At 74.0% G+C, this 15,002-nt stretch carries 15 protein-coding genes, 1 other RNA gene and 1 riboswitch; of the genes, 9 read left to right on the forward strand and 7 right to left on the reverse strand.

Annotated features, from left to right (window positions below; translation table 11 throughout):
- Positions 1-25: 25 nt before the first annotated feature.
- Entirely contained in the window at positions 26-1,540 is a 1,515-nt protein-coding gene (locus tag KS03_RS13840; protein ID WP_045678841.1) for a cobyric acid synthase, read from the reverse strand.
- Positions 1,541-1,601: 61 nt separating this feature from the next.
- Between KS03_RS13840 and cobU the strand changes: the two genes are divergently transcribed.
- The 4 genes from cobU to KS03_RS13860 all read left to right on the forward strand — a co-directional run bounded on the left by cobU (position 1,602) and on the right by KS03_RS13860 (position 5,377).
- Positions 1,602-2,186 (forward strand): bifunctional adenosylcobinamide kinase/adenosylcobinamide-phosphate guanylyltransferase, encoded by a 585-nt coding sequence (gene cobU / locus KS03_RS13845; RefSeq protein WP_015876738.1) that lies wholly within the window; start codon positions 1,602-1,604, stop codon positions 2,184-2,186.
- Positions 2,180-3,124 carry an adenosylcobinamide-phosphate synthase CbiB gene (gene cbiB / locus KS03_RS13850; protein ID WP_015876739.1) on the forward strand — a complete coding sequence of 315 codons (945 nt, stop codon included), beginning with the start codon at positions 2,180-2,182 and terminating at the stop codon, positions 3,122-3,124. The genes cobU and cbiB overlap by 7 nt, the downstream gene beginning before the upstream one ends.
- A 165-nt stretch (positions 3,125-3,289) precedes the next feature.
- Complete coding sequence (gene cobD / locus KS03_RS13855; protein ID WP_039205001.1) at positions 3,290-4,378, forward strand: threonine-phosphate decarboxylase CobD; 1,089 nt, start codon at positions 3,290-3,292, stop codon at positions 4,376-4,378.
- A gap of 3 nt (positions 4,379-4,381) precedes the next feature.
- Positions 4,382-5,377, forward strand: a complete 996-nt coding sequence (locus KS03_RS13860) for a cobalamin-binding protein (RefSeq protein ID WP_088499457.1) — start codon at positions 4,382-4,384, stop codon at positions 5,375-5,377.
- Positions 5,378-5,584: 207 nt separating this feature from the next.
- Here the strand turns inward: KS03_RS13860 and cobC are convergent, their stop codons facing one another.
- From cobC to KS03_RS13890, 6 genes are all read right to left on the reverse strand, one after another.
- The gene (gene cobC, locus KS03_RS13865; protein WP_015876742.1) at positions 5,585-6,178 is read right to left on the reverse strand and encodes an alpha-ribazole phosphatase family protein; all 594 of its coding nucleotides are present in this window, start codon (positions 6,176-6,178) and stop codon (positions 5,585-5,587) included.
- Positions 6,163-6,930 carry an adenosylcobinamide-GDP ribazoletransferase gene (locus KS03_RS13870; RefSeq protein ID WP_015876743.1) on the reverse strand — a complete coding sequence of 256 codons (768 nt, stop codon included), beginning with the start codon at positions 6,928-6,930 and terminating at the stop codon, positions 6,163-6,165. Before KS03_RS13870 ends, cobC begins: the two co-directional genes overlap by 16 nt.
- A gap of 13 nt (positions 6,931-6,943) precedes the next feature.
- Entirely contained in the window at positions 6,944-7,999 is a 1,056-nt protein-coding gene (cobT, locus tag KS03_RS13875; RefSeq protein WP_015876744.1) for a nicotinate-nucleotide--dimethylbenzimidazole phosphoribosyltransferase, read from the reverse strand.
- Positions 8,000-8,075: 76 nt separating this feature from the next.
- The gene (locus KS03_RS13880; RefSeq protein ID WP_039203026.1) at positions 8,076-8,912 is read right to left on the reverse strand and encodes an ABC transporter ATP-binding protein; all 837 of its coding nucleotides are present in this window, start codon (positions 8,910-8,912) and stop codon (positions 8,076-8,078) included.
- A complete protein-coding gene (locus KS03_RS13885) occupies positions 8,909-9,928 on the reverse strand; it encodes a FecCD family ABC transporter permease (RefSeq protein ID WP_039203029.1) in 1,020 nt (339 codons plus the stop codon). Before KS03_RS13885 ends, KS03_RS13880 begins: the two co-directional genes overlap by 4 nt.
- 63 nt (positions 9,929-9,991) lie before the next feature.
- Positions 9,992-11,926, reverse strand: a complete 1,935-nt coding sequence (locus tag KS03_RS13890) for a TonB-dependent receptor plug domain-containing protein (protein ID WP_015876746.1) — start codon at positions 11,924-11,926, stop codon at positions 9,992-9,994.
- 76 nt (positions 11,927-12,002) lie between these two features.
- Positions 12,003-12,284: riboswitch (cobalamin riboswitch) on the reverse strand.
- A gap of 233 nt (positions 12,285-12,517) precedes the next feature.
- Between KS03_RS13890 and KS03_RS13895 the strand changes: the two genes are divergently transcribed.
- The 5 genes from KS03_RS13895 to KS03_RS13910 all read left to right on the forward strand — a co-directional run bounded on the left by KS03_RS13895 (position 12,518) and on the right by KS03_RS13910 (position 14,902).
- Positions 12,518-12,868 carry a coiled-coil domain-containing protein gene (locus KS03_RS13895; protein WP_015876747.1) on the forward strand — a complete coding sequence of 117 codons (351 nt, stop codon included), beginning with the start codon at positions 12,518-12,520 and terminating at the stop codon, positions 12,866-12,868.
- On the forward strand, positions 12,865-13,179 hold the full coding sequence (locus tag KS03_RS13900; protein WP_015876748.1) for a cell division protein ZapA: 315 nt from the start codon (positions 12,865-12,867) through the stop codon (positions 13,177-13,179). The genes KS03_RS13895 and KS03_RS13900 overlap by 4 nt, the downstream gene beginning before the upstream one ends.
- 57 nt (positions 13,180-13,236) lie before the next feature.
- A non-coding RNA gene (ssrS, locus tag KS03_RS30025) (6S RNA) lies at positions 13,237-13,418 on the forward strand.
- Between the two features lie 111 nt (positions 13,419-13,529).
- The gene (locus KS03_RS13905; protein ID WP_015876749.1) at positions 13,530-13,991 is read left to right on the forward strand and encodes an EVE domain-containing protein; all 462 of its coding nucleotides are present in this window, start codon (positions 13,530-13,532) and stop codon (positions 13,989-13,991) included.
- A gap of 197 nt (positions 13,992-14,188) precedes the next feature.
- Positions 14,189-14,902, forward strand: coding sequence for an SIMPL domain-containing protein (locus tag KS03_RS13910; RefSeq protein ID WP_015876750.1), 714 nt, complete (start codon positions 14,189-14,191; stop codon positions 14,900-14,902).
- The last annotated feature ends 100 nt before the right edge of the window (positions 14,903-15,002 follow it).

A 15,002-nucleotide genomic window follows, 5' to 3' on the forward strand; every position in this document is an offset into this window, starting at 1 on the left:
ATGAGAATGAATCGGAGCACCCTCGTCAGGCGAACGCGCCGAAGGTGCGATCGAGGTCGAGATGCACGCCGAGCGTGTCGGCAAGCCGCTCGATCGACGCCTCGCGCAGCGCGGCCCAGTCCACCGCCTCGGCCGCGTCGAGCCCCGCCCATTCGAGCAGCGCCGCGCAGGCGTCGGGCCGCTCGAACACGCCGTGCACGTAGGTCGCGAGGATCTGCCCGTCGGCCGAACGCGCGCCGTCGGGGCGCGTGCCCTGCGGCCCGTCGAGCAGCAGCGCGGGAGCCGCGAGCGCCGGGCCGCGCGTCTCGCCCATGTGGATCTCGTAGCCCGCCACGGCGGCGCCGGCGCCCCAGCCGAGCCGCCCGCTCACGTTGAGGAGCGTCTTCTGCGGCATCAGGGTGGTGTCGAAATCGAGCAGCCCGAAGCCGGCCACGCGCGCGGGCGCGCCTTCCAGGCCGTGCGGATCGTCGAGCGTGCGACCCAGCATCTGCATTCCGCCGCAGATCCCGATCACCTTGCCGCCGTAACGCAGGTGGCGCTTGAGCGCCGCCTCCCAGCCGTGCGCGCGCAGCCATTCGAGATCGCGCTGCACGCTCTTCGAGCCCGGCAGGATCACCAGATCGGCGGGCGGAATCGGACCGTGCTTCCAGTACGAGAAATCGACGCGCGGATGCGCGCGCAGCGCGTCGTAATCGGTGTGGTTGCTGATACGCGGCAGGGCCGGCACGACCACCCGCAGCACGCTCGCCGCGCGATCCGAGGCGCGCGTGTGGGCGAGGCTCGGCAGCATGTCCTCGGCGTCGAGCGCGAGGCCCGGCAGGTAGGGCACCACGCCGAGCACGGGCTTGCCGGTGCGCTGCTCGAGCCAGTCGAGGCCGGGCTCGAGCAGCGCCGGATCGCCGCGGAAGCGGTTGATCACGAAGCCGCGCACGCGCGCGCGCTCGCTGTCGGACAGGCAGGCGAGCGTGCCGAGCAGATGCGCGAACACGCCGCCGCGATCGATGTCGGCCACCAGCACCACCGGGCAGTCGACGCGCTCGGCGAAACCCATGTTGGCGATGTCGCCCTCGCGCAGATTGATCTCGGCGGGGCTGCCCGCGCCCTCGACGATCACCGCGTCGTAGCCGGCGCGCAGCCGCGCATAGGACGCCAGCACCGCCTCGAACGCGACCGGCTTGAAGGCGTGGTAGGCGCGCGCGTCGAGATTGGCGTGCGCATGGCCGTGGATGATCACTTGCGAGCCGCGGTCGCTGGTCGGCTTGAGCAGCACCGGGTTCAGGTCGGTATGGGCCTCGATGCCGGCGGCGATCGCCTGCAGCGCCTGGGCGCGGCCGATCTCGCCGCCGTCGGCCGTCACCGCACTGTTGAGCGCCATGTTCTGCGGCTTGAACGGCGCGACGCGGGCCCCCGCGCGGCGTGCGAGCCGGCACAGGCCGGCCACCAGCGTGCTCTTGCCGGCGTCGGAGGTGGTGCCCTGGATCATCAGCGTGCCGCGGGGCATGGGCAGCGGCCCGGCGGGCAGGCGATCGAAAGCGGTCATCGGAGCGAAAACTGGCGGGAGGCGAAGGCCGCATTATCTCCCGCCCCGTTACAATCACGCGATGACTTCGCACGACCTCACCTTCGTCCTCGGCGGCGCGCGCTCGGGCAAGAGCGCGTTCGCCGAACGGCTCGCGGCCGACAGCGGCCGCGCCGTCACCTATGTCGCGACCGCCGCGGTGGTCGGCGACGCCGAATTCGACGCGCGCATCGCCCACCATCGCGCGCGCCGGCCCGCGTCGTGGGCGCTCGTCGAGGCGCCCGAGGCGCTCGCCGAGGCGCTCGCCGCACTCGACGACCCGCATGGCTGCGTGCTGGTCGACTGCCTGACGCTGTGGCTCGCGAACCTGCTGTGCCCACCCGACGGCGCGAGCGTCTCCGACGCGGTGCTCGAAGCGCGCGTCGGCGCGCTGGAAGCCGCGCTCGCCGCCTCGCGCGCGCGCGTGATCGTGGTCGGCAACGAGATCGGGCTCGGCGTGGTGCCGCTCGGCGCCGAAACGCGCCGCTACGTCGACGAACTCGGCCGGCTCAACCAGCGCATCGCCGCGCTGGCCACGCGCGTGACCCTGGTCGTGGCCGGCCTGCCGCTCGCCCTCAAGGGCGCGCCGGCGGCCGCCGCTGCCGCGCAGGCGGCCCCGCGATGCTGATGCTGTCGCTGCCCGCCGTCGCGATCCTCGCGGTCGCCGCGTTCCTCGTTGACTGGCGGTTCGGCGAGCCGCGCCGCGCCCATCCGCTGGTCGGCTTCGGCAGGCTCGCCGCCCGACTCGAGGCGCGCCTGAACACCGGCGCGCGGGGCCGGCTGGCGGGGGTCAGCGCCTGGTGCCTGGCGGTCGTGCCGCCCGTCGCGCTGGCGGCGCTCTGCATCGCGCTGCTGCCCTGGCCGCTCGCGCTCGCGCTGCATGTCGCGCTGCTCTGGTTCGCGCTCGGCGCGCGCAGCCTCGCCGAACACATCGCGCCGATCGGCGCGGCGCTGGTGCGCGGCGACCTCGCCGACGCCCGCGTGCTGACCGCGCGGATCGTCTCGCGCGATACGCGCGAGGCCGATATGTCGGCGCTGTCGCGCGCGGCCGTCGAATCGGCGCTCGAGAACGGCAACGACGCGATCTTCGGCGCCCTGTTCTGGTTCGCCGTGGCGGGCGGGCCCGGCGCGCTGATGTTCCGGCTCGCCAACACGCTCGACGCGATGTGGGGCTACCGCACGCCGCGCCTGCTGCGCTTCGGCTGGGCCGCCGCGCGCATCGACGACGCGCTGAACTGGGTGCCCGCGCGGCTCACCGCCGCCAGCTATGCGCTGCTCGGCGACACCGCGAGCGCCTGGCGCTGCTGGCGCACCCAGGCGCGCCACTGGGACAGCCCGAACGCCGGGCCGGTGATGGCCGCCGGCGCGGGTAGCCTCAACGTCGTGCTCGGCGGCCCGGCCGTCTACCACGGCGAGCTCGAAGCGCGGCCGACGCTCGGCGCCGGCCGCCCGGCCGCGCCCGAACACGTGCGCGCCGCGCTGTCGCTGGTCGCGCGCACCTCGATCCTGTGGCTCGCGCTGCTGCTCGCCTGCGCGGCGCTCGCGGTGGCGACGCATCATGGCTGACGCCCGCCGCGCGCGCCGGCCGCGGCGGGCGGCGCGGCGCGGGCCGCTCTGCGCGAGGCGCGCCGCGCCGTCACGGGCACGCGCTCCGGCATCCGGCGGCACGGCGCCGGCCTCCTTGGCTCGCGCCCGTCTCCGTTTTTCCTCCGGCAGCCGCCGCCTCAGCTCATGACCGACTCCGTCTTCACGCCGCCCGCGATCACGCACGGCGGCAATCCGCACGACGCGGCGCGCCGCTACGGCATTCCGGCCGCGCAATGGCTCGATCTCTCGACCGGCATCAACCCGCTCGGCTATCCGGTGCCGCCGGTGCCGGCCGACGCGTGGCGCCGGCTGCCCGGCGACGATGCCCCGCTCGCCGCGCTGGCCGCCAGCCATTACGGCGCGCCCGACCCCGCGCACGTGCTGCCGGTGGCCGGCAGCCAGGCGGCGATCCGCGCGCTGCCGGGGCTGCTCGCCCACGGCACGGCCGGCGTGGCGCCGCTCGCCTACAGCGAATACGCGCCGGCCTTCGCGCGGCACGGCCATGCCATCGCGCCCATCGACGTCGGCGCGACGCGGCTGCCCGCCGCACTGCGCCACGTGATCGTCGGCAACCCCAACAATCCGACCGCCGAGCGGGTCGATCGCGCGCGGCTGCTGGACTGGCATGCGCAACTCGCCGCGCGCGGCGGCACGCTGATCGTCGACGAGGCGTTCGCCGACGCCGGCGAGGCGGACGCGACGCTCGCCGCCGAGGTCGCCCGCCCGGGCCTCGTCGTGCTGCGCTCGGTCGGCAAGTTCTTCGGGCTGGCGGGCGTGCGCGCCGGCTTCGTGCTGGCCGCGCCGGCCCTGCTCGCGCGGCTGCGCGCCGAACTCGGCGCGTGGACCGTCAGCGGCCCCGCGCGGCATGCCGTGCACGCCGCGCTGGCCGATGCGCACTGGCAGCGCGCCACGCGCGCCCGGCTCGCCCGCGACGGCGCCCGGCTCGCCGCACTGCTCGGCGCGCTGGGGATGAGGGTGCGCGCCACGCCGCTGTTCTGCTGGACCGACGACGCGCGCGCCGCTGCGCTGCACGACTCGCTCGCGCGGCAGGGTATCTGGACCCGCTTCTTCGCGCATGCGCCGAGCGTGCGGATCGGCCTGCCCGGCACGAACGCCGAATGGCAGCGGCTCGCGGACGCGCTCGCCGGCTTCGCGGCCGAATCGGCCGCATCGGCACACCCGGCCGAGCGGCTCGACTCGTCCGCGCCGGCCGGCGGCCGGACGGCGCGCTGAACGATGCGCGCGCCATCCGATCCGGCGGTGCCGCCGCGGTGCGCGGCGCGGTGCGCGCGCAGCCTCGCGCTGGGCCTCGCGCTGGGCCTCGCGCTGGGCCTCGCGCTGGGCCTCGCGCTGGGCCTCGCGCTGGGCCTCGGCGGTGCGGCGCCGGCGGCCGCGGCGGCCGTCTCCGTGACCGACGATGCGGGTCGCGCCGTCACGCTCGCCGCGCCGGCGCGGCGCGTGATCAGCCTCGCCCCGCACGCGACCGAGCTGCTCTACGCGGCGGGCGGCGCCGCCGCGATGGTGGGCGCGGTCGCCTACAGCGACTATCCGGCGGCCGCACGCGCGCTGCCGCGCGTTGGCGACAACCGCTCGCTCGATCTCGAACGCATCGCGGCGCTGAAGCCCGACCTGATCGTGGTCTGGCGCCACGGCGGCGCCGAGCGCCAGACCGCGCAGCTGCAGGCGCTAGGCATCCCCGTCTACGTCAGCGAGCCGCAGCGGCTCGACGACGTGGCGGTATCGCTCGACCGGCTGGGCCGGCTGCTCGGCACGCGCGAGGTGGCCGACGCGGCGGCCGACGCGTACCGGCGGCGCATCGCGGCGCTGCGCGCACGCTACGCCGCGCGGCCGCCCGTGGCGGTGTTTCTGCAGATCTGGGACCGGCCGCTGATGACGCTGAACGGCAGCCAGACCGTCAGCGACGTGCTGCGCCTCTGCGGCGGGCGCAACGTTTTCGCGGCGCTGAAGCCGGTGGCGCCGACCGTCAACGACGAGGCGGTGCTGGCGGCCGATCCCGAGGCGATCATCGCGACCGCGCAGGGCGCCACCGCCGGCGACGCGGCGCTGCCGAGCCTCGCGCGCTGGCAGCGCTGGCCGCTGCTGACGGCGGTTGCGCGCGGCAATCTGTTCGCGATCGACGGGGATCTGCTGACGCGGCCCACGCCGCGCCTCGCGCTCGGCGCGGAGCAGGTCTGCCGCGATTTGGAGACGGCGCGCTCGCGGCGCCCCTGAGGCGCGCCCCGGGCGCGGCGGCACGCGGACGGCCCGCCCGTGCGCCACCGACGGGACGGGCATCGGCGCCGCCGCAGGGGGCGTCACGCCGCGCGCGACGGGCGCCGCCATCCGCCGCGCGATTGCGGCCATCGTCGAGCGCAGCCGGCCAGCCGCCCGCCACCGCGGTTCGGCGGCCCCGCTCGAACCGCCGGAGCCGTCGCCGTCTCAGCCCGCCGGCTCGTCCCAGCGCCGCAGGTGCCAGCCCCGCGCGTCGCGCGCGAAGCCGACCCGCCCTCCGTAGGCGATCGGGCGCGCCAGCAGGCTGGCGAGCGGCACGCCCAGCCAATGCGAGGCGAGCGCGCGAATCACGCCGGCATGCGTGATGGCGATCACGGGCGGCGCGCCGGCCCGGCGCTCGAGCGAAGCGGCGGCCGGTACCACGCGCGCGACGAACTGCGCCGCGCCCTCGCCGCCATGCTCGCGCGCGCCCATCAGATCGGCCTGCCAGCGGTCGAGCGCGGCCGGCCCGATCTCGTCCCAGGTGCGCATTTCCCAGCCGCCGAAATCGATCTCGCGCAGCCGCGGCTCGCTGCACACCGTCACCTGCAGCAATGCGCCGAGCGCCTCGGCCACCGCCGCGCAGCGCCGCAGCGGGCTCGTGACGATCCGGTCCGGCAGCGCGAGGCCATCGGCGCGCAGGCGTCCCGCCAGTTCGGCCGCCGCCGCCGCCGCGTCGCCCGCGAGCGGCAGATCGGTCGCGCCGTAGCAGACGCCCCCGGCAACGGCCGGCGCCGGATGCCGGATCAGGACGACGTCCATCCGAGCACCGTCAGGTAGATCGCGAGCTCGCACAGCTGCTGCGCGAAGCCGAGGCAGTCGCCCGTGTATCCGCCGAGCCGGCGCCGCAGATAACGCGCGATGCCGGCCCGCGCCGCCAGCAGCGCGGCCAGCGCGGCGAGCCCCAGGCGCCAGTCCGGCCAGCCCGGGCAGAGCAGCCACGGCAGCCCGCACAGCGCCGCGAACGCGAACGCGCGCGCCGACATGCGCCGCGCGACCGGCCTGGCCTTGCCCTCCTCGCGCACGTAGTCGAGCGTGACGAGCAGGCTCACCGCGCCGACCCGGCTCGCCGCATGCGCGGCCAGCAGGGTCCAGGCCGCGCGCGCGGGCGGCAGCGCCGCGAGCGCCTGCCACTTCAGCGCCAGCGAGACGGCGAGCGCGGCCGCGCCGAACGTGCCGATCCGCGAGTCGCGCATGATCCGCAGCACCTCGTCGCGCGCGTAGCCGCCGCCGAAGCCGTCGCAGCTATCGGCCAGGCCGTCCTCGTGGAACGCGCCGGTCGCGACCAGCGTGGCGGCCATCGACAGCAGCACCGCCACGCCGGCCGGCCAGATCCGCGCCGCGCCCAGGTAGACGGCCGCCGCGAGCGCGCCGACGCCGACGCCGACCAGCGGGAAGTAGCGCGCCGCTTGATCGAGGTCGCCCGCCGCGTAGCCGATCCGCCGCGGGATCGGCACGCGCGTGAAATAGCCGAGCGCGACGAAGAAATAGCGCAATTCGGCGGACCAGCGCATCGCGTGCCCCCGCCTACGCGTCGCCGCGGTTCGCGACGCCGGCGGCCTCGAAGCTGGCCATCTCGTTGACGAACGCGGCCGCCGCGCGCAGCAGCGGCAGCGCGAGCGCGGCGCCCGTGCCCTCGCCGAGCCGCAGGTCCAGCGCGAGCAGCGGCGCGGCGCCGAGGTGGTCGAGCATGCGGCGGTGGCCGGCCTCGTCCGAGACGTGCGAGAACACGCAGTAGTCGCGCACGGCCGGCGCGAGCGCCACGGCGGCCAGCAGCGCCGCGCTGGCGATGAAGCCGTCCACCACGATCGCCATGCGCAGCCGCGCGGCCGCGAGAAACGCGCCCGTCATCATCGCGATTTCGAAGCCGCCGAACGCGGCCAGCACCGCCAGCGGCGCCTGCGCGTCGGCGTGCCGCGCGAGCGCCGCCTCCAGCACCGCGCGCTTGTGCGCCAGCCCGCGATCGTCGAGGCCGGTGCCGCGCCCCACGCACTCGGCAAGCGGCAGGCCCGTGAAGCGGCTCATCAGGCAGGCCGCCGACGAGGTGTTGGCGATACCCATCTCGCCGCAGCCCAGCACGTTGGTCCCGAGCGCCGCATGGTGCGCCACGCGCGCCGCGCCGGCCGCGAGCGCCGCATGCAACTGCGCGTCGCTCATCGCGCGTTCGCGCGCGAAGTTGCGCGTGCCGGGAGCGACCGGCACCGACACCAGCGCGGGCGACGCCGGTAGCGGCGTGGCCACGCCCGCGTCGACGATCTCCAGCTCGCAGCCGGCCACCTTCGAAAACGCGTTGATCGCCGCGCCGCCGGCCAGGAAGTTCGCCACCATCTGCGCGGTCACCGCCTGCGGATAGGGGCTCACGCCCTCGGCGGCGATGCCGTGGTCGGCCGCGAACACGATCGTCACGGGCCGCTCGACGCGCGGCGCGGTGCTGCGCTGGATGCGGCCCAGCTGCAGCGCCAGCGCCTCGAGCCGGCCCAGGCTGCCGGGCGGCTTGGTCTTGGTATCGATCAGGCGCTGCAGCGTCGCCGTGAGCGTGTCGTCGAGCGCGTCGACGGCCGGGACCAGGTAGGTATCGTTCATGCCGGATTCGTTTCGAATAGCGGCCCGCGCGTGGATCGCGCCGGCCTCGGTAAGTGGGTCGGTGGCGTGGCCGCCGTCATGGCGCCGTGCGCCCCCGCTGCGGCTGCGCCGGCCAGGCCGGCACCAGCGCCTCGTGGCCGTCGCGCTCGATCAGCACCAGCGGGTAGCCGAACGCGGCGCTCGCGGCCTCGGCCGTCAGCACCTCGCGCGCGGGGCCGGCCAGCGCGCCGCCGCGGCCGTCGAGCAGCAGCGCGTGGGTCGCGAAACGGCGCGCGAGGTTCAGATCGTGGCACGAGAAAATCACGCTGCGCGGCGCACCGTCCTGCAACCAGCGCGCGAGCGCGTCGAGGCAATCGGCCTGATGGTGCAGGTCCAGGTGCGCGAGCGGCTCGTCGAGCAGCAGCAGCGGCGCGCCCTGGCACAGCACGCCGGCCAGCGCGACGCGCTGGCGCTCGCCGCCCGACAGCGTCAGCACGTTGCGCGGCGCGAGCGCCGCCAGATCGAGCCTGGCCAGCGCCTCGCGCGCGGCGGCGCGATCGGCCTCGCGCTCCCAGCCCCAGCCGCCCAGATGCGGAAAGCGATGCGCCAGCACCGTGTCGAACACGCTCGCGGCGAACGCGTCGTGGCGCGTCTGCGCCATCAGCGCGCGGCGCCGCGCGAGCGACTCGGGCCGCCATGCGGCGAGCGGTCTGCCGTCGGCTTCGACGTGTCCCGCGGCCGGCTCGGCGAGCCCCGCCAGCACCGAGATCAGGGTGGTCTTGCCGGCACCGTTCGGGCCGGCGATGCACCACAGTTCGCCGGCGCCGAACGCGAGCGACAGGGCCTCGACGAGCGTGCGCGAGCCGGCCGCGAGCCGCAGCCCGCAGGCGCGCCAGCCGCCGGCGCCAGCGGCGCGGTTCGCCCCGCCGCTCATGGCGCGGGCCGGCGCAGCAGCATCCACAGGAACACCGGTACGCCGAGCAGCGCCGTCATCGCACCGACCGGCAACTGCGCCGGCGCGATCACGGTGCGCCCCACCAGATCGGCGCCCATCACGACGGCGCCGCCCGCCAGCAGCGAGGCGGGCAGCAGCATGCGCTGGTCGTTGCCGAACGCGAGCCGCAAGGCATGCGGCACGACCAGGCCGACGAAGCCGATGGTGCCGGCCGTGGTGAGCGCGGCGGCGGCGGCCAGCGAGGCGATCAGCACGATCCGCAGCCGCAGCCGCGCGACCGGCACGCCGAGCGCGGCCGCCGCGGTATCGCCGCGCAGCAGCACGTTCAGTTGTGGCGCGACCGGCAGCGCGGCCGCCGCGGCGCAGGCCAGCGCACCGAGCGCGAACCACGGCGGCGCCGCGCTGCCGAGGTCGCCCGCGAGCCAGAACAGGATGCCGCGCAGGCGATCGTCGGGCGCGATCGACAGCATCAGCGTGACGAGCGCGCCCCAGCCGGCCGCGATCACCACGCCGGTCAGCAGCAGCCTGGGCGACGCATCGCGCGCGTCCCCCGGGCCGGCGCGCCACGCGCCGCGCACCAGCGGCCGATAGGTCAGGCCCAGCACCAGCGCGGTCGACAGCAGCGCGCCGACGAACGAGGCCGCGTCGACGAGCCACCAGGCGGCGCCCGCGATCATCGCCGCCAGCGCGAAGCCGGCCGCGCCGCCCGACACGCCGAGCACGTAGGGCTCGGCGAGCGGATTGCGCAGCAGCACCTGCAGCAGCGCCCCGGCCAGCGCCAGCAGCGCGCCGCAGCCGAAGCCGGCCAGTGCGCGCGGCAGGCGCAGCGTGGTGACGATCTCGCCCGCGAGCGCATCGCGGCCCGGCGCGAACAGCGCGCACAGCGCCTGCCACGGCGTGATCGGCACGCTGCCGAGCGCGAGCGACGCGACCAGCACGAGCCCGGCCGCGACCGCGAGCGCGGCCCAGATCGCCGCGGCCCGGCCGGGCGTCATCGCGGCGCCGCGCAACCGCGCCCCCCGCATGCGGCGCGCGGCGCGCGCGGCATGATCGACGCCCTACGGCTGCCGCCAGCCGATCGTGACGTAGGCGCCGCGGCGCGGCGTGTTGTACCCATACGCAAGCTGATAGTCCTTGTCGAGCAGGTTGTCGAGGTGCGCGCTCACGTACCACGATTTCGTGATGTCGTAGCGCGCCGTCAGGTTCACGATGCCGTAGCCGCCGAGCGGCTCGCCGCTGTCGTCGCGCGCGCCGCTCACGAGCCATTCGCCGCCCACGCGCCAGCCGCCGAACGCGCGGTTTGCCGAGAACGACGCGAAGTGCCGCGCGCGGCGCACCAGATCCTGGTTCGCGCTCTCGTCGACAGGGTTCTGCAGGGTCGCCGCCACGCGCAGGTCGGTCTTGCCGAGCTGCCCCTGCCACGCGCCCTCGATGCCCTGCACCTTGGCGCGCCCGACGTTCTGCGCGGTGTAGACGAAGCCGGTGGCGTCCGGCACGTACTGGATCAGGTTGGTGTAGCGCGTCTGGAACAGGCTCAGGCGCATCACGCCGAGCGCGTCCGAGGCGTACTGCAGCGCCGCCTCCACCGAATGGCTGCGCTCCGGCTGGATCGCGGGGTTGCTCGCGCCCGGGAAGTACAGGTCGTTGAAGGTCGGCGCGCGAAACGCGTCCGACACGCTCGCCGTGACTTTCCAGTGCTCGCCCAGGTCCAGGCCGTAGCCGAGATAGTAGCTGTTCGCGCCGCCGAAATCCGAATACCCGTCGCGCCGGACGTTGGCCTGGAACCGGTTGTTGCCGAAGCGGCCCGTGTAGCCGAGCCAGCCAGAGTTCACATGGCGCCGCGGCGCCGCGTACTCGTTCGAATCGAGTGCCTGGTCGAGCCGCTCGTAGCCGGCCTGGACGGTCTGGCCGCGCGCGAGCCGGAAATCGTTTTGCCAGGTGTACTGGCGGTTGTCGGTATCGAAGTGGTCGGTATAGGCGCCGTTGAGCCAGGACTGGCTGCGGTCGTTGCCGGTCGAGACGCGCAGATGCGTGGTCCAGCCGTCGGCCAGCCTGCCGTCGGCGAACACCGATAGCTGCTGCACGCGGCTGTAGAGCGTGTTGAGGTCGGTGGGCAGGCCGAACGCATTGTCGTAGCTGTTCGCGCCGTTCGACTGGAAGTAGGTGAGCCCGGCGCTCCAGCCGTTCGCGAAGCGGTGCTTGAGCGCGGCCGAGACACTCTCGCCGAGGTTGCCGTTCGCATTCGGATTGGCGCGCGGCTGCTGCGCGGGGTTCAGCGCGGAAAAGCCGTCGGTCTTCTCGCGCGAGAGCGCGAGCGAAAAGGTGCTGCGGCCGTCGCCATCGAGCCGGCCCGACACGCCCGCGTCCTGCGACTGCGTGTGGTAGCTGCCATAGCCGGCCGAGAACCAGAAGCGCGGCGGATGATTGCCGCCGTCGCGCGTAAACACCTGCACCACGCCGCCGATCGCACCCGAGCCGTACAGCGACGAGACGTTGCCGTTGACCACCTCGACGTGATCGATCTGCGCGAGCGGCAGCTGGCTGAGCTGCGCGGCGCCGAGGCTGGCGGAATCGACGCGCACGCCGTCGATCAGCACCAGCGACTGGGTGGACTGCGCGCCGCGCAAAAACAGCGTGGCGGTGGAACCGGGGCCGCCGTTGCGCACGATCTGCGCGCCGGGCGCGAGCGCGAGCAGCCCGGGCAGATCGGTGGCGCTGCCGTGGTCGATGTCCTCGCGCGTAAACAGCGTGGTCTGCGGCAGCGCGTCGGCGAGCGTCTGCGGGCTGCGGCTCGCGGTCACGACGACGGAATCGAGGACGGCCGGCTCGACGGCGCCGGCCGCGGCCGTGGCGGCGGGCGCCCGGCTCGCCCCGGCAGCCGGCGCGGAAGTGGAGACAGACGGGGGCGGCGCGGATGCGGCGGACTGCGCCCGGGCGAAGCCGGGCAGGCCGCATAGCGCGGCGAGCGTGGCGCGAACCAAAGCGGTGCGCATCGGAAAACATCCTGTCGACAAGCGCGGCCCCCGCTTCCCCGCAGGTTCCGCCTCACGGAAGCGGCGCACGCGGGCGACACGCTTCCCCACTCCGGCCGGTATCCGGGCTGGCGACCACCGGCCCCGCCTTCCCGCGCGCGAGCGCAGTGGCCCCGGCCATCCGTGCGCGGTCGCGCGAGCGCGAGGGAAGGCCGATCCAAAGGGGTGGTTCGCGTCGTGATCGATGCGCGATCGACGCGGTCGCTTACCGTTGCGGGGGCAGCGCAGGTTGGCTCGTCCGGATCGGCGGCTTCCTGCTTCCCGTTTAACTGCGTGCGACAAGGTCTCGCACGCATGCACCGAAGCGGCGCCAGTGTAGGAGCGGGTCTAGCGAGCGTCAAGCAAAGCGCGCCGCGCGCTGGCGGCCGCCATGCAGCGCGGCGCGGCCCCTCTGCGGCGGCATGGCGGACCGCGCGCAGGCGCGTGCGCGGCATCCGGCATTTGCCGCGCATTTCGCGGCAAGAAGCGGGGGTGTTACGTCTGGATACGTTACAAAAGTCGGAACACCGGCGTTTCCGCGCTAAAATGCCCGGTCTTTAGAGGACGCAGCAGATGCTCAACGAACTCGAAACCCTATCCCAGAACATTGGCCGCCTGATCGCGCTGAACCAACGCCATCATACGGAACGCATCGCACTCGAGGAGCAAGTCGCGCAGCTGCGCGCGCAGGCCGAAGCCTTGCGCGTCGAACTCGACCAACTGCGCGAGGAGCGCAACGCGCTGGTGGCCGAACGCGACACGCTGTCCGCGAAGATCGACGACGCCCAGGTGAAACTGAATGCGATCCTCGAAAAACTCCCGCGTACGAAGCAGGCGGCCGACGGCGAGAGCCAGCTCGACCTGCTCGACGCCCCGGCCGAAGCGGCGGGCAGCGGTGCGTCCAGCCACGGAGAACATGCATGACCACCAAGCAGATCGAAGTCTCGATTCTCGGCCAGGCGTATCGCCTCGCGTGCTCGCCGGAAACCGAAGCGGCGCTGCTCGAAGCGGTGGCACGCGTGGACGCCGAGATGTCGAAGATCCGTACCAATAGTTCGGTGCGCGGCACCGACCGGATCGCGGTGATGGCCGCGCTGTCGCTGGCCTCGGAGTTGCTTCGCCTGCAACAGAGCGTTCGCCACGGCGAAGCATTTCCCGCCGAGGAAATCCGGCGTACAATGCGCCACATGAACGAACAGCTCGGCGCGGTCCTGGCCCAGCACGAAGCGCGGTAAGCGACGCGCTCACGGCGGCGGTTCGGTCGGAAAGATTTGGTTGGAACGATTTGCTCAGCTTCCCTGCCTGGTTCGCCAAGGTCATATATTCCTTGAACCAATGCCATGTGCACGGTTGCGGAAATTTGTAGCACGGGCGCGCGCGTCACTCTGTCTGATGTACCCGAAGTGCTGCTAACTGCGACCAATTCTGAACCTCAGGTTCAGGATGCCGGCCTAGCGGCCAAGGCGGGGACCTATTCGACGGCATCGGACCTTGTCCGATGCCGTTTTTCATTGGCACCGCCGCCTGGCCGCGGTGCGCGGCGCACGGCCTGCCGCCCCCCTGTTCCCTGTCGCGCGGAGCATCCATGCAATTCTGGCTGATGAAATCCGAACCGGACGAGGCGAGCATCGACGATCTCGCCGCCGCGCCGCAACGCACGCTGCCATGGACCGGCGTGCGCAACTATCAGGCACGCAACTTCATGCGCGACACGATGCGTGTCGGCGACGGCGTGCTGTTCTACCACTCCAGCTGTCCGGAGCCGGGCATCGCCGGGCTGGCCGAAGTCGCGTCCACACCGTATCCCGACCCCACCCAGTTCGACGCGGACAGCCCGTACTACGACCCGAAATCGAAACAGGACGCGCCGCGCTGGGTGCTGGTGGACGTGCGCTTCGTGAAGAAGACCGCGCTGGTGCCGCTCGCCGCGCTGCGCGAGCACGACGCGCTTGCCGAGATGCGCGTGCTCGCCAAGGGCAACCGGCTCTCGATCACGCCGGTCACGCGCGCCGAATGGCGCTTCATCACCGAGCGGCTGATGAAGTGAGACCCGCGCCGCCGCGCCGCTCGCCGGGCCGGCCCGGATCGGCCCGCTGGCGGGCGCCGCGCCGGAACTCGGCGCATCTTTCGTCGGCCTAATGATCGCGCAAACGGCGCAGACGCAGGTTCGCGCCCGTTTGCCTCGACACGACGCACGGCACCGCGAACGCTCGCGGCTACCGCGCACCAACCGGAGCTCACACGATGAAAAAATCCGCTGCCGCACTCGCGCTCGCCATCTCCACCCTCGCCCTCGGTGCGGCCCCGGCCGCCCGCGCGCAGGTCACGCCGCCGCCCGCCGGCGTGCTGTCGCTGTCGGCCCAGGCCAGCACCGACGTGCCGCAGGACGTCGTCGACATCACGCTGTTCTACGAGCAGGAGGCGAAGGACCCGGGCAGCCTGACGGCCGAGCTGAACCGCCGCGCCGATGCGGCGCTCGCGCGTGCGCGCGGCGTGTCGGGCGTGAGCGCCCACACGGGCGGCTTCTCGGTGTACCCGAGCACCGACCGCGACGGCAAAATCTCGGCCTGGCGCGGCCGCACCGAGATCGTGCTCGAATCGCGCGACTTCGCGGCCGCCTCGAAGCTGGCCGGCGACCTGTCGAACTCGCTGCAGGTCGGCAACGTCGCGTTCTCGCTGTCGCCCGAGGCGCAGCGTGCGGCCGAGCAGAAGCTGACCTCGCAGGCGATCGAGTCGTTCCGCGACCGCGCGGCCGAGGCCGCCAAGGCGTTCGGCTACAGCGGCTTCGCGATCCGCGAGGTGAACGTGGGCGGCGGCCGCAGCGTGCAGCCGTATTCGCGCATGATGGCGATGGACGCGGCGCCGATGATGGCCGCCAAGGCCGCCGCGCCGATCGCGGTCGAGGGCGGCAAGGCCACCGTCACCGTCACCGTCAACGGTTCGGTGCAGATGAAGTAAGCGGGCCGCCGGCAGGCGGGACCGCCGCGCCGTCGCGCCCGGCTTCACGAACGCGGCGCGCCGGCACCGACAGCCCGGCGGGCCTGCCCCGCCGGGCTGT

The organism is Burkholderia glumae LMG 2196 = ATCC 33617 (assembly GCF_000960995.1).
In the GTDB taxonomy this organism is placed as follows: domain Bacteria; phylum Pseudomonadota; class Gammaproteobacteria; order Burkholderiales; family Burkholderiaceae; genus Burkholderia; species Burkholderia glumae.

Excerpts from the sequence above, each read along its gene's own strand:
- KS03_RS13870 (WP_015876743.1), bottom strand. The coding sequence starts at position 6,930 with ATGCGCTGGTCCGCCGAATTGCGCTATTTCTTCGTCGCGCTCGGCTAT.
- cobU (WP_015876738.1), top strand. The coding sequence starts at position 1,602 with ATGACTTCGCACGACCTCACCTTCGTCCTCGGCGGCGCGCGCTCGGGC.
- KS03_RS13840 (WP_045678841.1), bottom strand. The coding sequence starts at position 1,540 with ATGACCGCTTTCGATCGCCTGCCCGCCGGGCCGCTGCCCATGCCCCGC.
- cbiB (WP_015876739.1), top strand. The coding sequence starts at position 2,180 with ATGCTGATGCTGTCGCTGCCCGCCGTCGCGATCCTCGCGGTCGCCGCG.
- KS03_RS13890 (WP_015876746.1), bottom strand. The coding sequence starts at position 11,926 with ATGCGCACCGCTTTGGTTCGCGCCACGCTCGCCGCGCTATGCGGCCTG.
- cobD (WP_039205001.1), top strand. The coding sequence starts at position 3,290 with ATGACCGACTCCGTCTTCACGCCGCCCGCGATCACGCACGGCGGCAAT.
- KS03_RS13905 (WP_015876749.1), top strand. The coding sequence starts at position 13,530 with ATGCAATTCTGGCTGATGAAATCCGAACCGGACGAGGCGAGCATCGAC.
- cobC (WP_015876742.1), bottom strand. The coding sequence starts at position 6,178 with ATGGACGTCGTCCTGATCCGGCATCCGGCGCCGGCCGTTGCCGGGGGC.
- KS03_RS13895 (WP_015876747.1), top strand. The coding sequence starts at position 12,518 with ATGCTCAACGAACTCGAAACCCTATCCCAGAACATTGGCCGCCTGATC.
- KS03_RS13900 (WP_015876748.1), top strand. The coding sequence starts at position 12,865 with ATGACCACCAAGCAGATCGAAGTCTCGATTCTCGGCCAGGCGTATCGC.
- KS03_RS13860 (WP_088499457.1), top strand. The coding sequence starts at position 4,382 with ATGCGCGCGCCATCCGATCCGGCGGTGCCGCCGCGGTGCGCGGCGCGG.
- cobT (WP_015876744.1), bottom strand. The coding sequence starts at position 7,999 with ATGAACGATACCTACCTGGTCCCGGCCGTCGACGCGCTCGACGACACG.
- KS03_RS13910 (WP_015876750.1), top strand. The coding sequence starts at position 14,189 with ATGAAAAAATCCGCTGCCGCACTCGCGCTCGCCATCTCCACCCTCGCC.
- KS03_RS13880 (WP_039203026.1), bottom strand. The coding sequence starts at position 8,912 with ATGAGCGGCGGGGCGAACCGCGCCGCTGGCGCCGGCGGCTGGCGCGCC.
- KS03_RS13885 (WP_039203029.1), bottom strand. The coding sequence starts at position 9,928 with ATGACGCCCGGCCGGGCCGCGGCGATCTGGGCCGCGCTCGCGGTCGCG.